Source organism: Acinetobacter sp. ESBL14 (assembly GCF_036668815.1).
GTDB classification, from domain to species: Bacteria; Pseudomonadota; Gammaproteobacteria; order Pseudomonadales; family Moraxellaceae; genus Acinetobacter; species Acinetobacter gyllenbergii.
Window position 1 is genome coordinate 632,760 of record NZ_JAZEVS010000001.1, and the last position, 14,715, is coordinate 647,474.

Genomic DNA, 14,715 nt, shown 5'->3' on the forward strand with positions numbered 1-14,715 from the left:
TTTATTCTTTTCTAAGCATACTGCTTTGAATCAACCGAGCGATATCTGTTGTCCGTGCATGAATCAGCTCTGCCGCATTTTGACAGGCTTCTTCTAGACTGGTTGGGCCTGAGGTTAAAGAGAAGGCAGCAGTAACACCATGTGGGTAAAGTGCTTGGTAATTCTCTCCAAGTGTTCCTGCAATCACAATGACAGGGATATTGGCGGCTTGTGCTATTTTGGCGACACCGAATGGAGTTTTACCATTCAAGGTCTGCTCATCAAACTTGCCTTCACCTGTAATCACCCAATCTGCACTTTGGATTTTGGCAGTGAGCTGATTTAATTCCGCAATGACTTCGACTCCAGATCGAAACTCGGTTTTTAAGAATGTTCTAGCAGCAAAACCAAGTCCACCAGCAGCTCCTGCACCAGCTTCATGACGTTGATCGACGCCAAGCAATTGTGTGGTGACATCGGCAAAATGGGAGAGGGCTTGATCTAACTCTAACACTTGTTGAGGTGAAGCCCCTTTTTGTGGCCCAAAAATATGAGAAGCGCCATTGGTTCCACATAAAGGATTGGTCACATCGGCGGCTAATCGAAATTGGGTTTGTTGAATGCGTGGATCAAGCTGATCTAAATTGATTTTAGCTAAGTTTTGCAGTGCAATGCCGCCAGCGGCTAGGGGATTATGCTTTGCATCTAGAAATGTTGCCCCTAATGCCGTCAATAAGCCTGTACCTGCATCATTGGTTGCGCTGCCGCCGACAGTCAGTACAATTTCCTTTGCACCCGCATCCAAAGCAGCGAGGATCAGTTCACCTGTACCAAAAGTACTGCTGATACATGCATCTCGATCAGCAGGTTGCACCAGCTGTATACCACTGGCTTGTGCCATTTCAATAATGGCAATTTTTTCTGTGGCTAACCAGCCCCATTTAGCCAGTACAGGTTCACCAAGAGGGCCTTGTACCATTTGCTCACGCCATTCCCCTGAACAAACTTCTAAGACAGCCTCGATAGAGCCTTCGCCACCATCCGCCATGGGGCATTGAATGATTTCTGCATCAGGAAAGACCTGTTGCCAACCTGAAGCAATTGCTTGAGCAATCTCCTGTGCAGATAGGCTGTCTTTAAAGGAATCTGGGGCAATCACAACTTTCATAATTGTTTGTAACTTTATCTTGTTCTGACCTGAGCTTAGTCTGTCTGGTGTGAAATAGCTAGATGAGTGCCAAAAAGAAAAAAGCCACTGAATTGTATCAACTCAGTGGCTTGGTTTAATCAACGATTATTGCATCAATTAAACTGAGAAAAATCAGGTTTACGTTTTTGCATAAAGGCTTGCACTGCTTCCATCATTTCAGGAGAACGTACACGTTGCATAAAGATTTCAGCTTCATCATCAACACATGCGATGATTTCAGCCAAGTCTTGTTTCATCAGAGCTTTAGTTTGTTTGATCGAAGCCAATGGTAACGCTGCTAAATGTTGCGCTGTTTGTTGCGCAGTGGCGTAGACATCTTCAACCACATCATTGACTAGATTGGCTTTAACCGCAGTTGCTGCATCAAATTTTTTCGCTGTGAAGAGCAATTCAGCGGCTTTTTGATAGCCTGCCTGCTTCACCAATAAACGACTTGCTGCGCCTTCTGGAGATAGGCCGAGGCTAACAAATGGAATCTGGAACAGGGCAGTATTGTCTGCAAATACCATGTCTGCATGTAATAAAATCGTCACGCCGATACCGATGGCGACGCCTTTGACTGCAATAATGAGTGGCTTAGAAAAATGCGCAGCAGCTTTTAACAATACAAAAGGAGGCTGATCACCCGCTTTGCCTTCATGTGGTTTTTGAATAAAACCCATAAAGTCTTTCATGTCATTACCCGCAGTAAAGTCTTGTTCTGCACCACGGAAAATGACCACACGAACGTCTTTGTTTGCATCGGCTTCATCTAGAGCTTTTGCGATCCAAAGGTAAAGTTCGCCATAGAGTGCATTTTTTGCTTCTGAACGGTTAATGGCTAAGGTGAGTACGCCATCTTCTAAATTTGCTTGCAAATGTTGATGAGGTTGTTGAATACAGCTAAGTGTCATCGTACTATCCTTGCTTTAATCCAGATTGATTTTTAAGTGCCCTCATTATGTCGCATATTTATCTGAATGACACAACTGATGAGTTCACAAAAAGTGAAATTAAGCCTATGTACACATTTGACTATCTTGTTTTTATTGGACGTTTTCAGCCTTTTCATTTGGCACATATGCAAACCATTGAAATTGCATTAGAAAAAAGTAAAAACGTGATCTTGGCTTTGGGCTCGGCTCAATCTGAACGGAATATCAAAAATCCATTTTTAGCTTCTGAACGTGAACAGATGATTTTGTCGAACTTTTCTGAACAAGATCAACAGCGAATTCATTTTGTGCATGTCGTCGATGTCTATAACGATGAAAAATGGGTTAAACAAGTCAAAGATTTGGTCAATGGCGTCATTCAGCCAAATGCAAAAGTTGGTTTAATCGGTCATTTCAAGGATGAGTCTTCGTATTATTTGCGCTTATTTCCTGAGTGGCAGATGGTGGAACTGGATAGTTTGAAAGATTCAATTTCAGCAACGCCAATGCGTGAGGCTTATTATCGTGGAGAGATTCAAACTGAATTTTTTCCTGAGGGGACAATCCAGTTTTTGAGTGAATTTCAAAAATCAGCGATGTATCTGAAACTACAACAAAAATTTAAGGACAATGATCGCACCAATATTGATGAGTCTTGATACTGAGGGAAGGTTAAGCATCTTCCCAAAAGATAATTCGATTGGAAAATGGATCTGTGATACTGAGTTCTAAAGTTTCCCAATCGGTTTTCTCTACTTGAGGTTTGGCAAATTTATAGTCTTTTGTATCAATCTCAGCCTGTAGCAGTGTCAGATTTTCCCAGTAAATTCGAATGGCACTATGCGGACTGGCATCACCGAAATGCTCGGATAGATGGATAATACAATCGCCTTTGGAAATCTGTAGATAAACAGGGAAGTTATCCCCAAAAGTATGTTGCCAGTCCAATTGGAAGCCCAAATACTCAATATAAAATGCTTGAGCCAGTTCGACATCAAAAATACGAAAAATAGGGGTAATTGATCCAGATTGCATGCTTCTTCCTCTTAGAGAACACCAAACTGTTGAGTCCAATAACTCTTTTGTTTGGTTGAAGCATCGACTGTACATGCTAGCGCGTAGTCTGTAAATTTGGGATGCATTAAATTATGACAATGCACAGGACTGGCAAGCCATGTGGCCGTCACATCATTTAAATTTTTTTGTCCACGCGCTACGTTTTCACCGCCGCCTCGACCTTTAAAAGGTGTTTGTTTTAGACGGGTTCTAAAATCTTGACCTGTGCTACTGACATGTCCGAGCACACTGTACTGCGCCATATCTTCGGCATGAGCTAAGGCACTTTGATATAAATGATTGTTCCATCTGAGTGGTGCAACTGCGGGAAAATACTGTCCACCACATTGACGTGGATGTTGCCGAATTTCATTAATTGCATCAAGCAGCACTTGTTGATAAGCCGGGTTTTGTAGGTCTTGGCAGCGTATTTCGGTCGCTGATTTTTGAATTTGGGCGACTAAGGGAGCAGAATCCTGAGAAGTCGTAGGTGCATTGGAGTTACATGCTGCCAGAAAGAATAATAAGGCTAGTGGAAAAAAAGCATTGAGATGAGCCATTTTAAATGTCTTTAATTTAATTCTTTTAATCTATTTATCATACGCCAAGCGGAATTTGCTTCAATAAAAAAAGCGAGTCTTTAACCCGCTTTTTTGTTACTCAACATGATTATGCGGTTTGTAATGCTTTGAGGTCTTCAAGCACTTGTTCTGCATGTCCTGCCGCTTTGACTTTGCGATAGCTTTTGACCAATTGCTGGTTATGGAAAATAAAAGTTGAGCGTTCGATGCCCATCACTTGTTTGCCATACATATTCTTTTCTTTGATCACATCGAAATGTTTGCATAACACTTCTTCTTTATCGCTGATTAAATCAATCGTCAGTGCTTGTTTTTCAGTGAAGTTCTGGTGTGCTTTGACTGAGTCGCGTGAGACGCCAATAATTTGGCAGTTTAGAGCATCAAATTGGTCTTTTAAGCAAGAAAAGCCAACTGCCTGAGTGGTACAGCCAGGGGTTGAATCCTTTGGATAAAAATAAAGTACCAACCATTCACTGTTGAGTTCAGCGAGATTGATTTCCCCTTGTGTGGTTGGGAAAACATGATTCGGTAATTGAATATTCTCAGACATTGTTCATCCTTCGATAAAATTAATGTTGTTCAAGCTCAAGTGGCAAAAAAGCATATTCCTCATGATAAACAATATCGCCTTGGCGTACAGGAATAGCTTTGTTAAAAATTGGCCCATCAATGACTGTGGTATGAAATTCACCACCTTCACCACATGGATCAACACCACGATTTTCTAATTCTTGGATGTAGTCTAGGGTAAGGATTCTACCTAAATCTTCAATTTTCATACCAAGTTTGAGATTGACAGTGACGATCACACTGCGAAAACCAAGATTGATAAACTCTTCTACCACTTCTTTATGTGGGCGCAACCACAGCGGCATGCCCAATTTTAATCCCACTTGTTGAGTCACCTGATCATGCCAACAGCCATGCTCAGGCATATCCAGATCACCTGTTACCAGTACTTCAGCACCGTGTTGTTTGGCTTGATTGAGTAGCGCGATAAACTTTGCTTCATAATCAGCCCAACTCGATGATGTCATATACACAGGTAAACCAATCGCATCTGCTTGGGCGCGGATAATATCCAGTGGCATCGCGTGTGACCGAGAACGTTGTCCTTGTTCTTCCAGCATCATAATCAAGCCGATCACAGTACCAGTTTGCATGGCATGGTATAAGGCGAGGGAACTGTCTTTGCCACCACTAAAAGAGACAACTGATTGCCTTTGATTAGCATTGGTTTTCCATTGGTCTTGCATGGTGTGATTCAACCGATTCTAGATAAAAGAGATTTTAGCAAAACCCAATAAAAAAGCCCGCATGAATGCAGGCTTTGTTTTGAGCAATTCAAGCTTATTTTTTTGGCGCTTGTTGCTGCTGTTGCTGAGCAGCTTTCATTGCTTCTTCAGTGAGTTTTTCTAACTTGCTCACAAGTGGTGCGCCAAGACAAGATTGTAGGTCTTTATTTTGCTGTTGTACAAAAGCTAAAGAACTTGGGCTTTTCTTCGCATTGATTGCGCTTTGGATTTCCCATTTCTGAGCTTCGGTTACTTTACCTTGTGCATCAATTTGACATCCACAGAATTTGCTCACTTCTGCTGCTGTTAATTTACCGCCTTTTGCAGTTTGGTCTTTACATACATTGACCAATGCTGCTTTTACATTGGTACTTTTATACGCAGTTTGTAATGGATTATCAGCTGCGTGAGTTGCCGTTGCAAATAATGCAGCAGCTGACATCATTGTAGAAAGAATAAGATTTGATTTAGAAAACTTCATATAATGTACCTAATTTTTACCCTAATATCGGTTATTCAGCGTAGCGCGTAGGATCCGCAATACCTGCTTCGATAAAACCTTGTTGACGTAAACGACAACTGTCGCATTTGCCACATGCACGTCCTTGAGCATCTGCCTGATAGCAGGATACCGTTTGACTATAGTCTACGCCATGTTCGATGCCTAAGCGTATAATATTCGCTTTGGATAAATGTAACAAAGGTGTTTCAATTTTAAGGGGTTTTCCTTCAACACCTGCTTTTGTTGCCAGACGAGCCAAATTGGCAAAAGCGTCAATAAATTCAGGGCGACAGTCTGGATACCCTGAATAATCAACAGCATTGATTCCAATCACGATGGCAGCGGCGTCAAAAACTTCGGCTGCTGCGAGGGCATAAGACAAGAAAATTGTGTTACGTGCTGGAACATAAGTTACAGGAATGCCTTCTTGTAATTGTTCTGGAACTTCAATGTTATGATCTGTAAGTGCAGAACCACCTAAGTTACCCAAATCAATATTAATGATGCGGTGTTCTACGCCTGCACGTTGTGCAAGTGCCTTGGCCGCATCAAGTTCAGTTGTTGAACGTTGACCGTACATAAAACTTAAAGCAATACATTCATAGTTTGCTTGTGCCCAGGCAAGACACGTTGTTGAGTCTAAGCCACCAGACAATAATACGATGGCACGAGAACGCATATTATTTTCCATGATTCAACCTAAAATAAATTTGAAAAGCTATTTGATGTTGCAGAACGGTCTTTGTGAGCTTTTTAACGACCAGATTCATCATTCCATAACAGTTTATGTAACTGTAGCTGGAAGCGAACAGGGAGGTGGTCATCCAAAATCCACTGCGCTAAATCGCGCGCTAATGCTGGCAAGCCAACAGCACCTTTTTCAACTGCAAAAGCAGGTGAGAACCATACGGTACTCACTTTATTTTGCAACTGAAATTGTTCGAGTTGTTGTCTTGACCACTCATAATCCTCACGATTACAGATCACAAATTTAATCTGATCATGCGGTGTTAAATAGTCAAGATTACTATATAGATTTCGGTGATCTTCTTTAGAAGTCGGTGTTTTTAAATCTAGTACTTTAGAAACACGTGGGTCGACTTTAGAAACATCCAAGGCACCACTCGTTTCCAAGGAAACTTCAAACCCGAGATCACACAGGCGCTGTAGTAAAATCAGGCAGTTGGGCTGAGCAAGCGGCTCGCCGCCAGTGACACAAATATAGGGGGTTTTATGTTGGCTTGCAGTTTCAATAATGTGTTCAAGTGATAAACGCTCACCGCCTTCAAAAGAGTAGGTGGTATCACAATAACTACAACGTAAAGGGCAACCTGTTAAACGAATAAAAACCGTTGGTAGACCAAAGGTATTCGCTTCGCCTTGCAAAGAGTAAAAAATCTCCGTGATGCGTAAACCAGCCGCAGGATCAGAGACAGGAATTGCAGAAGAACGTAAGGAAGCCATAAAAAGTTACCACAAACAGGTGCTACACAAGCAGCATGCTACATAAAAAACAAAATCTCTACGACCATGACTGATCGTAGAGATGGGGAACGATCAAGTTCCACAATAAATATTACAAATTAGTCAGCGCGTAATAAATCATTCAAGCTGGTTTTAGCACGAGTTTTCGCATCTACTTTTTTCACGATGATTGCAGCATAAAGGCTGTAAGTACCGCACTTAGATGGAAGGCTACCCGCTACAACCACAGAACCTGCCGGTACGCGACCGTAGTGAACTTCACCAGTCTCACGATCAAAGATCTTGGTTGATTGACCAATGAACACGCCCATTGAAATGACAGAACCTTCTTCAACAATCACGCCTTCAACGATTTCAGAACGTGCACCGATAAAGCAGTTGTCTTCAATAATGGTTGGGTTGGCTTGTAATGGCTCTAAAACACCACCGATACCCACACCACCAGACAAGTGAACATTTTTACCGATTTGAGCACATGAACCGACAGTAGCCCATGTATCAACCATTGTGCCTTCATCGACATAAGCGCCGATATTGACATAAGAAGGCATCAACACCACATTTTTAGCTTGGAAACTACCACGGCGAGCAACAGCAGGCGGTACGACACGTACACCTGCAGCCTTGAACTGTTCTTCAGTCCAACCTGAGTATTTAGTTGCTACTTTGTCATAGAAACGAAGATCACACGCTTCAATTGGTGTGTTGTCATTAAGTTTAAATGAAAGTAAAACCGCTTTTTTTAACCACTGGTGAACAACCCACTCACCATCAATTTTTTCAGCAACACGGAGGGTACCGTTATCTAAACCTGTCAAGGCTTCTTCTACTGCTTGACGGATTTCTGTTGGGCAATCCGCTGCACTATAGTTGGCACGGTCTTCAAATGCTTGCTCAATGATCGTAGAAAGCTGAGACATGATCTTCCTTCTTCCAAAAAAATTTTGAAGATTTTACACTAATTTTGTAGGGTCTGTTGCCATTTTATAAATAGGTTGCGTTATAAGTCTAAATTTCACAAGCCATGCCTTGTATCGTCTAAAAAATCTCCATTATCGCAACCCTAGAGAAAGTGGCAGCAGTCCCTCAGAATCTTTGAAAAATGAAGTTACAATATATTGTTTTAAAATTAAGCAATAAAAATGTCATAAAAACGGAGATTGTTGTTTTTTATCTATAATTTTAAAATACATAATTCCTTTGAATTTGTATCAAAAAATAACAAAAAGTAATCAGTTTCTGTATAAAAAGTTAGCGATCATTCTTTTATGCTTATTTCACAAGCAACAATTATATATTTATTTAAATAAAAGCGTTTTGTGAGGAGACTTCAATGAAAGCTTTGCGTGTTATGTTAGCTGCAGGTGCATTAACAGCGATTGCAGGTACTGCATTTGCAGCAGATGAGCAAGTGGTGAAGGAATCAGTTTATGCATTCCCTTCATACTTAGATCCAGTTTCAGTTCGTGCTGAAGTCGGTACGACAGGCTACGGTGGTGCAATTTCATATAAAGTCAATCCATACGTGAGCTTAAGCCTTGGTTACAATGGTGGTGATATTTCTTGGTCAGATGATTTAAAAATTGATGGCACGAAATACGATATGGATATGGATAATAAAACAGCATATTTAAATGCTGAAATTTATCCATGGGGTACTAACCAAAATACATTTGTTCGTTCTCTTTATGTAGCAGCAGGTGTTGGTTATCTTGACAATAGCTACGATTTGAAAAAACGTGTCGGTGGCAACAGTTTGGTTAAGGTTAATGGTGAGCGCTTTACAACAACCAATGCTCAGAGTGCACAAATTGATGGTACGATGAATTATGATAATGATATCGCACCTTACGTAGGTTTTGGTTTAAATGCCCCTGTGTATAAAAATATCGGTTTATTTGGTGAAGTTGGTGCTTATTATACAGGTAACCCAACTGTTAACTTAAAAACTTCTGGCGATGACCAAATCATCGGTAGTAATGGTAATACTTTAGAAAGCGCTGTTGATAAAGAACAACGCAATATTGAAAACAAAAGCAGATATGAGTGGATGCCAGTTGCAAAAGTGGGTGTGAGCTTCAAGTTCTAATCCATGCATTCAGCATAAAAAAACGAGCGCCATGCTCGTTTTTTTATGCCTGCGAATAGACAAAATAAAAGGCTCATTTAGAGCCTTTTATTTTTCTTGGTGTTTACTCTTCTGGATAAGCCACTTTTTTGAGTGCTTTAATATCTGTTTCTGGTGAGCAGAGCGAAATAAATTCATAACCATAACCTCGGAGTAGATGGCCTTTGCGGACCGCGATCCAAGTGGTATTTACGCCAAATATATCGGTTTTGATCTGTTGTAGACGATAATCACGTTCAGCATCATAAGCGACATCGTTGACAATTCCGACGCCCATGTTCAGTTCAACATAGGTTTTAATTACGTCGGCATCGAGTGCTGACATGACGATATCAGCATGTAATTGCGCGTCTTCAAAAGCCTTGTCAATTTTTGAACGTCCAGTGAAACCACCATGATAGGTAATCAGAGGATATTCTGCCAAGACATCTAGGCTGATTTTATCGAGCTTTGCCAATGGGTGATCTTTCGGCGTAATAATACTGTGATGCCATTCATAATAAGGCACGCTGGCCAAGTTTTCTTCTGTGGTTAAAGATTCCGTTGCAATCCCAATATCTGCTTCGCCTTGTAACAACATTTCTGCAATTTCTACAGGGCTGGCTTGTTGTAATACCAAATGTACTTTTGGAAATAGTTTTTTAAATTGATTCACAATCGGTGGCAGAACATAACGTGCCTGAGTATGCGTGGTTGCAATGGTCAATGTACCTTCATCCACTTTATTGAAATCATCGGCTAGACGTTTAATATTGTCTGCATCAACCAACATCCGTTCTACAATGCTAAGTAGAGATTGACCTGGTTCAGTCAAACCCAATAAGCGTTTTCCTTTGCGTACAAAGAGCTGTACACCTAATTCATCTTCTAAATCTTTAATATGCTTACTTACACCAGATTGGGAGGTATAAAGAGCCGCAGATGCTTCAGTTAAATTAAAGTTTTGGCGAACAGTTTCCCGAATAATTCTGAGTTGTTGGAAGTTCATAAAAGTTTTTCCTCATAAGAGGATGGGGCGTGTTTTACCCCATCAATATTATTTTAAGCAACTTGCGTTGTTTGATCTGCGAATAAATGAAGTTGAGCCGCACTGATCCAAACGGTTTGATTTGGTTTGAATTGATGTAAGTTCGCCTCTTCTACACTTAATAAAATTTCGATAGTACGTCCACTACGATCTTGTAACTCCGCCACAACTCGACCTGCAATCCATACTTCACGTAAGAAGGTTGCCTCAATGGTGTTGGCTTGAGGTTGGGTATGAATATGTAATTCATTTGGTCGTGCAAATGCAATCACTTTCCCTTGCGGGGCATCTAATAACGTTGGTAGCTGAATACGATCATCGCCGATACGGATAATACCGCCAGTATGCTCGCCTTCAAAACGATTTGCTTGACCAAGGAAATCAAAAACAAACGGTGTTGCAGGTTTTTCGTACACTTCTCGTGGTGAGCCAATTTGTTCAACATCACCTTTGTTCATCACGATAATCTGGTCAGCAACTTCTAGCGCTTCTTCTTGATCATGGGTGACAAAGATCGAGGTGATATGTAACTCATCATGTAAGGTACGTAACCAGCGGCGTAATTCCTTACGAACTTTGGCATCAAGTGCACCAAATGGTTCATCTAAGAGTAAAACACGTGGTTCTACTGCGAGTGCACGGGCCAATGCGATACGTTGGCGCTGACCACCGGAGAGTTGGGCAGGGTAACGGTCAGCCAAAAAGCCGAGTTGTACCAAATCGAGCAAGCGAGTCACACGCTTTTTGATTTCAGCTTCTGAAGGACGTGTTGCACGTGGGCGAACGCGTAAACCAAAGGCAATATTGTCAAAAACAGTCATGTGGCGGAATAGGGCATAATGTTGGAAAACAAAACCAACCTGACGCTCACGTACATGGATGTCCGTTGCATCTTCGCCTTCAAGTAAAACCTGACCACCATCTGCAGATTCTAAGCCTGCAATAATACGTAATAAGGTTGTTTTTCCACAGCCTGAAGGACCGAGTAGGGCAACCAATTCACCTTCAGGAAAGTCTAAAGAGATATTTTTGAGCGCATGGAATGCACCAAAGTGTTTTTCAATATTTTTAACTTGAATACTCATCTGTTCATTCCTTAGTGATTCGGTTGATGTTCATTTGCTTGATCTTGGCGGATTTCCAGCCATGTTTTCAAAATCAAAGTGATGATCGCTAAAAATGCCAGTAATGAGGACACAGCAAATGCAGCACTAAAGGTATATTCGTTATAGAGAATCTCTACATGTAACGGTAAGGTATTGGTTTGGCCACGGATATGTCCCGACACCACTGAAACGGCACCAAACTCACCCATCGCACGGGCATTACACAGAATCACACCGTAAATCAGACCCCATTTGATATTGGGTAGTGTCACTTTCCAGAAGGTTTGCCAACCTGAGGCACCCAATACAATCGCTGCTTCTTCTTCCTCTGTGCCTTGGGCTTCCATTAACGGAATGAGTTCACGAGCAACGAATGGAACAGTAATGAAAATGGTGGCTAAAACAATTGCAGGGATGGCATATAAGATTTTGATGTCATGGTCCATTAACCAACTGCCCATCCAGCCTTGTGTACCAAAAATTAGCACCAACATTAAACCCGCAATGACAGGTGATACCGAGAAAGGCATATCAATAATGGTGGTTAAGATGGCTTTTCCACGGAACTGGAATTTTGCAACCGCCCATGCTGCAGCAACACCAAACACGACATTAATGGGTACAGCAATGGCTGCTGTGAGTAAGGTTAGTTTGACTGCTGATAAGGTATCTGAATCAGTTAAAGCGTTAATATAAACGGTCAGACCTTGTTTAAATGCTTCAACAAAAACCAAAATCAGTGGGAGAATTAAGCAACTCAGGAAAAAGATCAGTGCAATACCAATCAAGGTATAGCGTACCCAAGTTGGTTCACGGGTTGCATCTCTGGTTTGTAGTTTGAGTGCTAAAGCATTGCCATTGGTATTTAAACTCATTGTGCAACCCTCCCTGTGCGACGGCTCGCCCACGCTTGTACTAAGTTAATTAAAAATAAGATACCGAAAGAGAGGACGAGCATGACCACTGCGATGGTGGTTGCACCAGCATAATCATATTCTTCTAAACGCGAAATGATCATCAGTGGCGCGATTTCAGTTTTATAAGGCTGGTTGCCTGCAATAAAAATGACTGAACCATATTCACCAACACCTCGGGCAAAAGCCAAAGCAAACCCAGTCAGTAATGCAGGGAATAAAATTGGTAAAATAATTTTGGTAATGGTCTGCCAGCGATTGGCTCCCAAGGCAGAAGCAGCTTCTTCCAATTCGGTTTCAATATCACTGAGTACAGGCTGTACGGTACGAACCACGAAGGGTAGACCAATAAAGATTAAAGCAAGTGTGATCCCAATTGGGGTATAAGCAACTTCGATCCCAAGCGGGGAAAGGTATTGTCCAATCCAGCCTGTTGGGGCATATAACGACGTTAATGCAATACCTGCAACAGCCGTTGGTAGGGCAAATGGCAAGTCAACTAAAGCATCGACAATACGTTTGCCTGGGAAGTTATAACGGACAAGACACCAAGCCAGTAACAAACCAAAAATAACGTTCACTAAAGCTGCAATCAATGCTGCACTGAAGCTAAGCTGTAAGGACTTTAAAATACGTTCGGAGGTTAAGATTTCCCATAAGCCATCCCATCCAATCCCAAAAGATTTGATAAAGACAGCAGATAAAGGAATAAGCACAATCAAAGACACGTAAGCGAGGGTGAAGCCTAATGAGAGACCAAACCCAGGCAGCACTCGGGAACGCTGCGACATGATATTTCCTCAAAGAGAAATGTTTGCTAAAGCAAGCAAATAAATAATGCGAATACTAAGAATATGGGGAGCTGGGGTTAGGCAAATTTCAAATTAAAATTTGCCTGACTCATTCGGACGATAGGCTGCATCTTTTTTTCAGGGAGCAAATAGGTCAGGATCTCAGGGAAGGGACCAAATCCAGATGCGACATTGATATGGCCAACAGCACCTAAATTAATCGGTGTTAATTTCCATGCTTGAGCCAATTGCAAGGCATCGACATAACCTAACCAAGGGTCATTTTCACTAATTAATAATGTGGTCGGTACTTCGATTTTGAGCTGCTGAAAATACTGTTTATAGTCAGTTAGGCTATGGCGCGCAAAGCCTGCTTCACCAAAACGTGCAGGGTTGGCAGGTGCAACCAAAACCAGATTTTTAACTTTTGCTCTGAGTTCTGGGTGTTCAGCCAGTGCTGCTACACTGGTTAAGCAGCCAAAACTATGTGCCACGATTTGAACAGGTGCTGGAGAGGCTGCTACAGTTTTAACAAATTGAGCAACCCATTCACTGAGCACAGGACGATCCCAATGTTGCTGTTGAACGCGAGAGCTAGACACGAGTTGCTGTTGTAACCAAGATTGCCAATGCTGCGCTTCGCTACCACCTACACCTGGAACAATTACGGTATGAATCATGTCCGCTCTCCCTATTTACCCGTTGAGTAAATTATTTCGCTGAGTTGTTGAGCTTGACGATTTGGTCAAACACACCGCCATTATCAAAGTGAGTTTTTTGTACTTTGGTCCAGCCACCAAATTCTTGGTCAATTGTCACCAATTTCAGTGGTTTAAACACATTGCTGTATTTCTTTAATACTGCGGCATTACGCGGGCGGTAGAAGTTGCGTGCAGCAATCTCTTGGCCTGCTGGTGAATACAAGTAGTTCAAGTAACCACGAGCGATTTGTAAATTGCCTTTTTTCTCAGCATTCTTTTCTACGACAGCCACTGGTGGTTCTGCGAGAATTGATAGAGAAGGGGTGACGATTTCGAATTTGCCTGGTTGCTCGCGTACGGCAAGATAAGCTTCATTTTCCCAAGCCAGCAATACATCACCGATACCGCGTTCAGCAAAGGTTGTGGTTGCACCACGTGCGCCTGAATCCAGTACTTTGGTTTGTTTATAAATTTGACGCACAAACTCTTGAGCTTTGGTGTCGTTACCCCCTTTTTGATGTTTCGCCCATGCCCAAGCACCTAAGTAGTTCCAACGTGCACCACCCGATGTTTTTGGATTTGGTGTAATGATTTCTACACCTGGCTTAACCAGATCACCCCAATCTTTAATTTGTTTTGGGTTGCCTTTACGAACAAGAAATACAATTGTTGAGGTATATGGCGTAGAGTTGTTCGGTAATTTTTTTTGCCAGTCCGCTGGCAGTAATTTGGCATTTTCAGCAATCTCATCAATATCTGCTGCAAGTGCAAGTGTAACGACATCTGCATTTAAGCCATCAATTACGGCACGGGCTTGTTTACCTGAGCCACCGTGTGATTGTTTAAAGTCGATGTCCTGACCAGTACGTTGTTTCCAGAACGCACCAAATTGTTTATTGAAATCTGTATACAGTTCACGCGTTGGGTCATAAGAAACATTTAAAAATTCTTGTGCCGCAAATGAAGAAACTGAGAGTAATGCGGCAATGACGCCGACTTTAACTTGAGAAAAACGCATGGAAAACC

The 14,715-nt window shown here is 41.8% G+C and carries 18 protein-coding genes; 2 read left to right on the forward strand and 16 right to left on the reverse strand.

Going from position 1 to position 14,715, the window contains the following annotated elements; genetic code table 11:
• Nucleotide 1 precedes the first annotated feature (1 nt).
• Together V6E90_RS03030 and V6E90_RS03035 are read right to left on the reverse strand one after the other, a co-directional pair.
• The gene (locus V6E90_RS03030; RefSeq protein WP_332604480.1) at nucleotides 2-1,147 is read right to left on the reverse strand and encodes a glycerate kinase; all 1,146 of its coding nucleotides are present in this window, start codon (nucleotides 1,145-1,147) and stop codon (nucleotides 2-4) included.
• Nucleotides 1,148-1,281: 134 nt separating this feature from the next.
• Nucleotides 1,282-2,082, reverse strand: coding sequence for an enoyl-CoA hydratase-related protein (locus V6E90_RS03035; protein ID WP_332604481.1), 801 nt, complete (start codon nucleotides 2,080-2,082; stop codon nucleotides 1,282-1,284).
• Nucleotides 2,083-2,189: 107 nt separating this feature from the next.
• Between V6E90_RS03035 and V6E90_RS03040 the strand changes: the two genes are divergently transcribed.
• Nucleotides 2,190-2,762, forward strand: coding sequence for a nicotinate-nicotinamide nucleotide adenylyltransferase (locus V6E90_RS03040; protein ID WP_332605062.1), 573 nt, complete (start codon nucleotides 2,190-2,192; stop codon nucleotides 2,760-2,762).
• Between the two features lie 13 nt (nucleotides 2,763-2,775).
• Here V6E90_RS03040 and V6E90_RS03045 read toward each other — a convergent pair whose 3' ends face one another.
• The 8 genes from V6E90_RS03045 to dapD form a co-directional block, all read right to left on the reverse strand.
• Nucleotides 2,776-3,138 (reverse strand): glyoxalase superfamily protein, encoded by a 363-nt coding sequence (locus V6E90_RS03045; protein ID WP_065342388.1) that lies wholly within the window; start codon nucleotides 3,136-3,138, stop codon nucleotides 2,776-2,778.
• 11 nt (nucleotides 3,139-3,149) lie between these two features.
• Entirely contained in the window at nucleotides 3,150-3,719 is a 570-nt protein-coding gene (locus V6E90_RS03050) for a CAP domain-containing protein (protein ID WP_332604482.1), read from the reverse strand.
• 109 nt (nucleotides 3,720-3,828) lie between these two features.
• The gene (locus tag V6E90_RS03055; RefSeq protein WP_016540900.1) at nucleotides 3,829-4,290 is read right to left on the reverse strand and encodes a peroxiredoxin; all 462 of its coding nucleotides are present in this window, start codon (nucleotides 4,288-4,290) and stop codon (nucleotides 3,829-3,831) included.
• A 19-nt stretch (nucleotides 4,291-4,309) separates the two neighbouring features.
• Entirely contained in the window at nucleotides 4,310-4,996 is a 687-nt protein-coding gene (locus V6E90_RS03060) for a diphthine--ammonia ligase (RefSeq protein ID WP_065342386.1), read from the reverse strand.
• Nucleotides 4,997-5,090: 94 nt separating this feature from the next.
• The gene (locus V6E90_RS03065; RefSeq protein ID WP_016540902.1) at nucleotides 5,091-5,516 is read right to left on the reverse strand and encodes a hypothetical protein; all 426 of its coding nucleotides are present in this window, start codon (nucleotides 5,514-5,516) and stop codon (nucleotides 5,091-5,093) included.
• Nucleotides 5,517-5,547: 31 nt separating this feature from the next.
• Complete coding sequence (gene queC, locus V6E90_RS03070) at nucleotides 5,548-6,216, reverse strand: 7-cyano-7-deazaguanine synthase QueC (RefSeq protein ID WP_212749791.1); 669 nt, start codon at nucleotides 6,214-6,216, stop codon at nucleotides 5,548-5,550.
• Nucleotides 6,217-6,290: 74 nt separating this feature from the next.
• Complete coding sequence (gene queE, locus V6E90_RS03075; RefSeq protein WP_332604484.1) at nucleotides 6,291-7,001, reverse strand: 7-carboxy-7-deazaguanine synthase QueE; 711 nt, start codon at nucleotides 6,999-7,001, stop codon at nucleotides 6,291-6,293.
• A 119-nt stretch (nucleotides 7,002-7,120) separates the two neighbouring features.
• A complete protein-coding gene (gene dapD / locus V6E90_RS03080; protein WP_005195842.1) occupies nucleotides 7,121-7,942 on the reverse strand; it encodes a 2,3,4,5-tetrahydropyridine-2,6-dicarboxylate N-succinyltransferase in 822 nt (273 codons plus the stop codon).
• 413 nt (nucleotides 7,943-8,355) lie between these two features.
• On the opposite strand from dapD, the gene carO reads away from it, so the two are divergent.
• A complete protein-coding gene (gene carO, locus V6E90_RS03085; protein WP_332604486.1) occupies nucleotides 8,356-9,111 on the forward strand; it encodes an ornithine uptake porin CarO type 5 in 756 nt (251 codons plus the stop codon).
• A gap of 103 nt (nucleotides 9,112-9,214) precedes the next feature.
• Here the strand turns inward: carO and V6E90_RS03090 are convergent, their stop codons facing one another.
• The 6 genes from V6E90_RS03090 to V6E90_RS03115 all read right to left on the reverse strand — a co-directional run bounded on the left by V6E90_RS03090 (nucleotide 9,215) and on the right by V6E90_RS03115 (nucleotide 14,707).
• Nucleotides 9,215-10,138 (reverse strand): CysB family HTH-type transcriptional regulator, encoded by a 924-nt coding sequence (locus tag V6E90_RS03090; RefSeq protein ID WP_016540905.1) that lies wholly within the window; start codon nucleotides 10,136-10,138, stop codon nucleotides 9,215-9,217.
• Between the two features lie 53 nt (nucleotides 10,139-10,191).
• A complete protein-coding gene (locus V6E90_RS03095; RefSeq protein WP_005189934.1) occupies nucleotides 10,192-11,262 on the reverse strand; it encodes a sulfate/molybdate ABC transporter ATP-binding protein in 1,071 nt (356 codons plus the stop codon).
• An 11-nt stretch (nucleotides 11,263-11,273) separates the two neighbouring features.
• Nucleotides 11,274-12,158, reverse strand: a complete 885-nt coding sequence (gene cysW, locus V6E90_RS03100) for a sulfate ABC transporter permease subunit CysW (protein WP_016540907.1) — start codon at nucleotides 12,156-12,158, stop codon at nucleotides 11,274-11,276.
• Nucleotides 12,155-12,988 carry a sulfate ABC transporter permease subunit CysT gene (cysT, locus tag V6E90_RS03105; protein WP_005274145.1) on the reverse strand — a complete coding sequence of 278 codons (834 nt, stop codon included), beginning with the start codon at nucleotides 12,986-12,988 and terminating at the stop codon, nucleotides 12,155-12,157. Before cysT ends, cysW begins: the two co-directional genes overlap by 4 nt.
• 77 nt (nucleotides 12,989-13,065) lie before the next feature.
• Complete coding sequence (locus V6E90_RS03110) at nucleotides 13,066-13,668, reverse strand: RBBP9/YdeN family alpha/beta hydrolase (protein ID WP_332604487.1); 603 nt, start codon at nucleotides 13,666-13,668, stop codon at nucleotides 13,066-13,068.
• A gap of 31 nt (nucleotides 13,669-13,699) precedes the next feature.
• Nucleotides 13,700-14,707: a sulfate ABC transporter substrate-binding protein gene (locus V6E90_RS03115; RefSeq protein WP_016540910.1), complete on the reverse strand. Its 1,008-nt coding sequence runs from the start codon at nucleotides 14,705-14,707 to the stop codon at nucleotides 13,700-13,702.
• Nucleotides 14,708-14,715 lie beyond the last annotated feature (8 nt).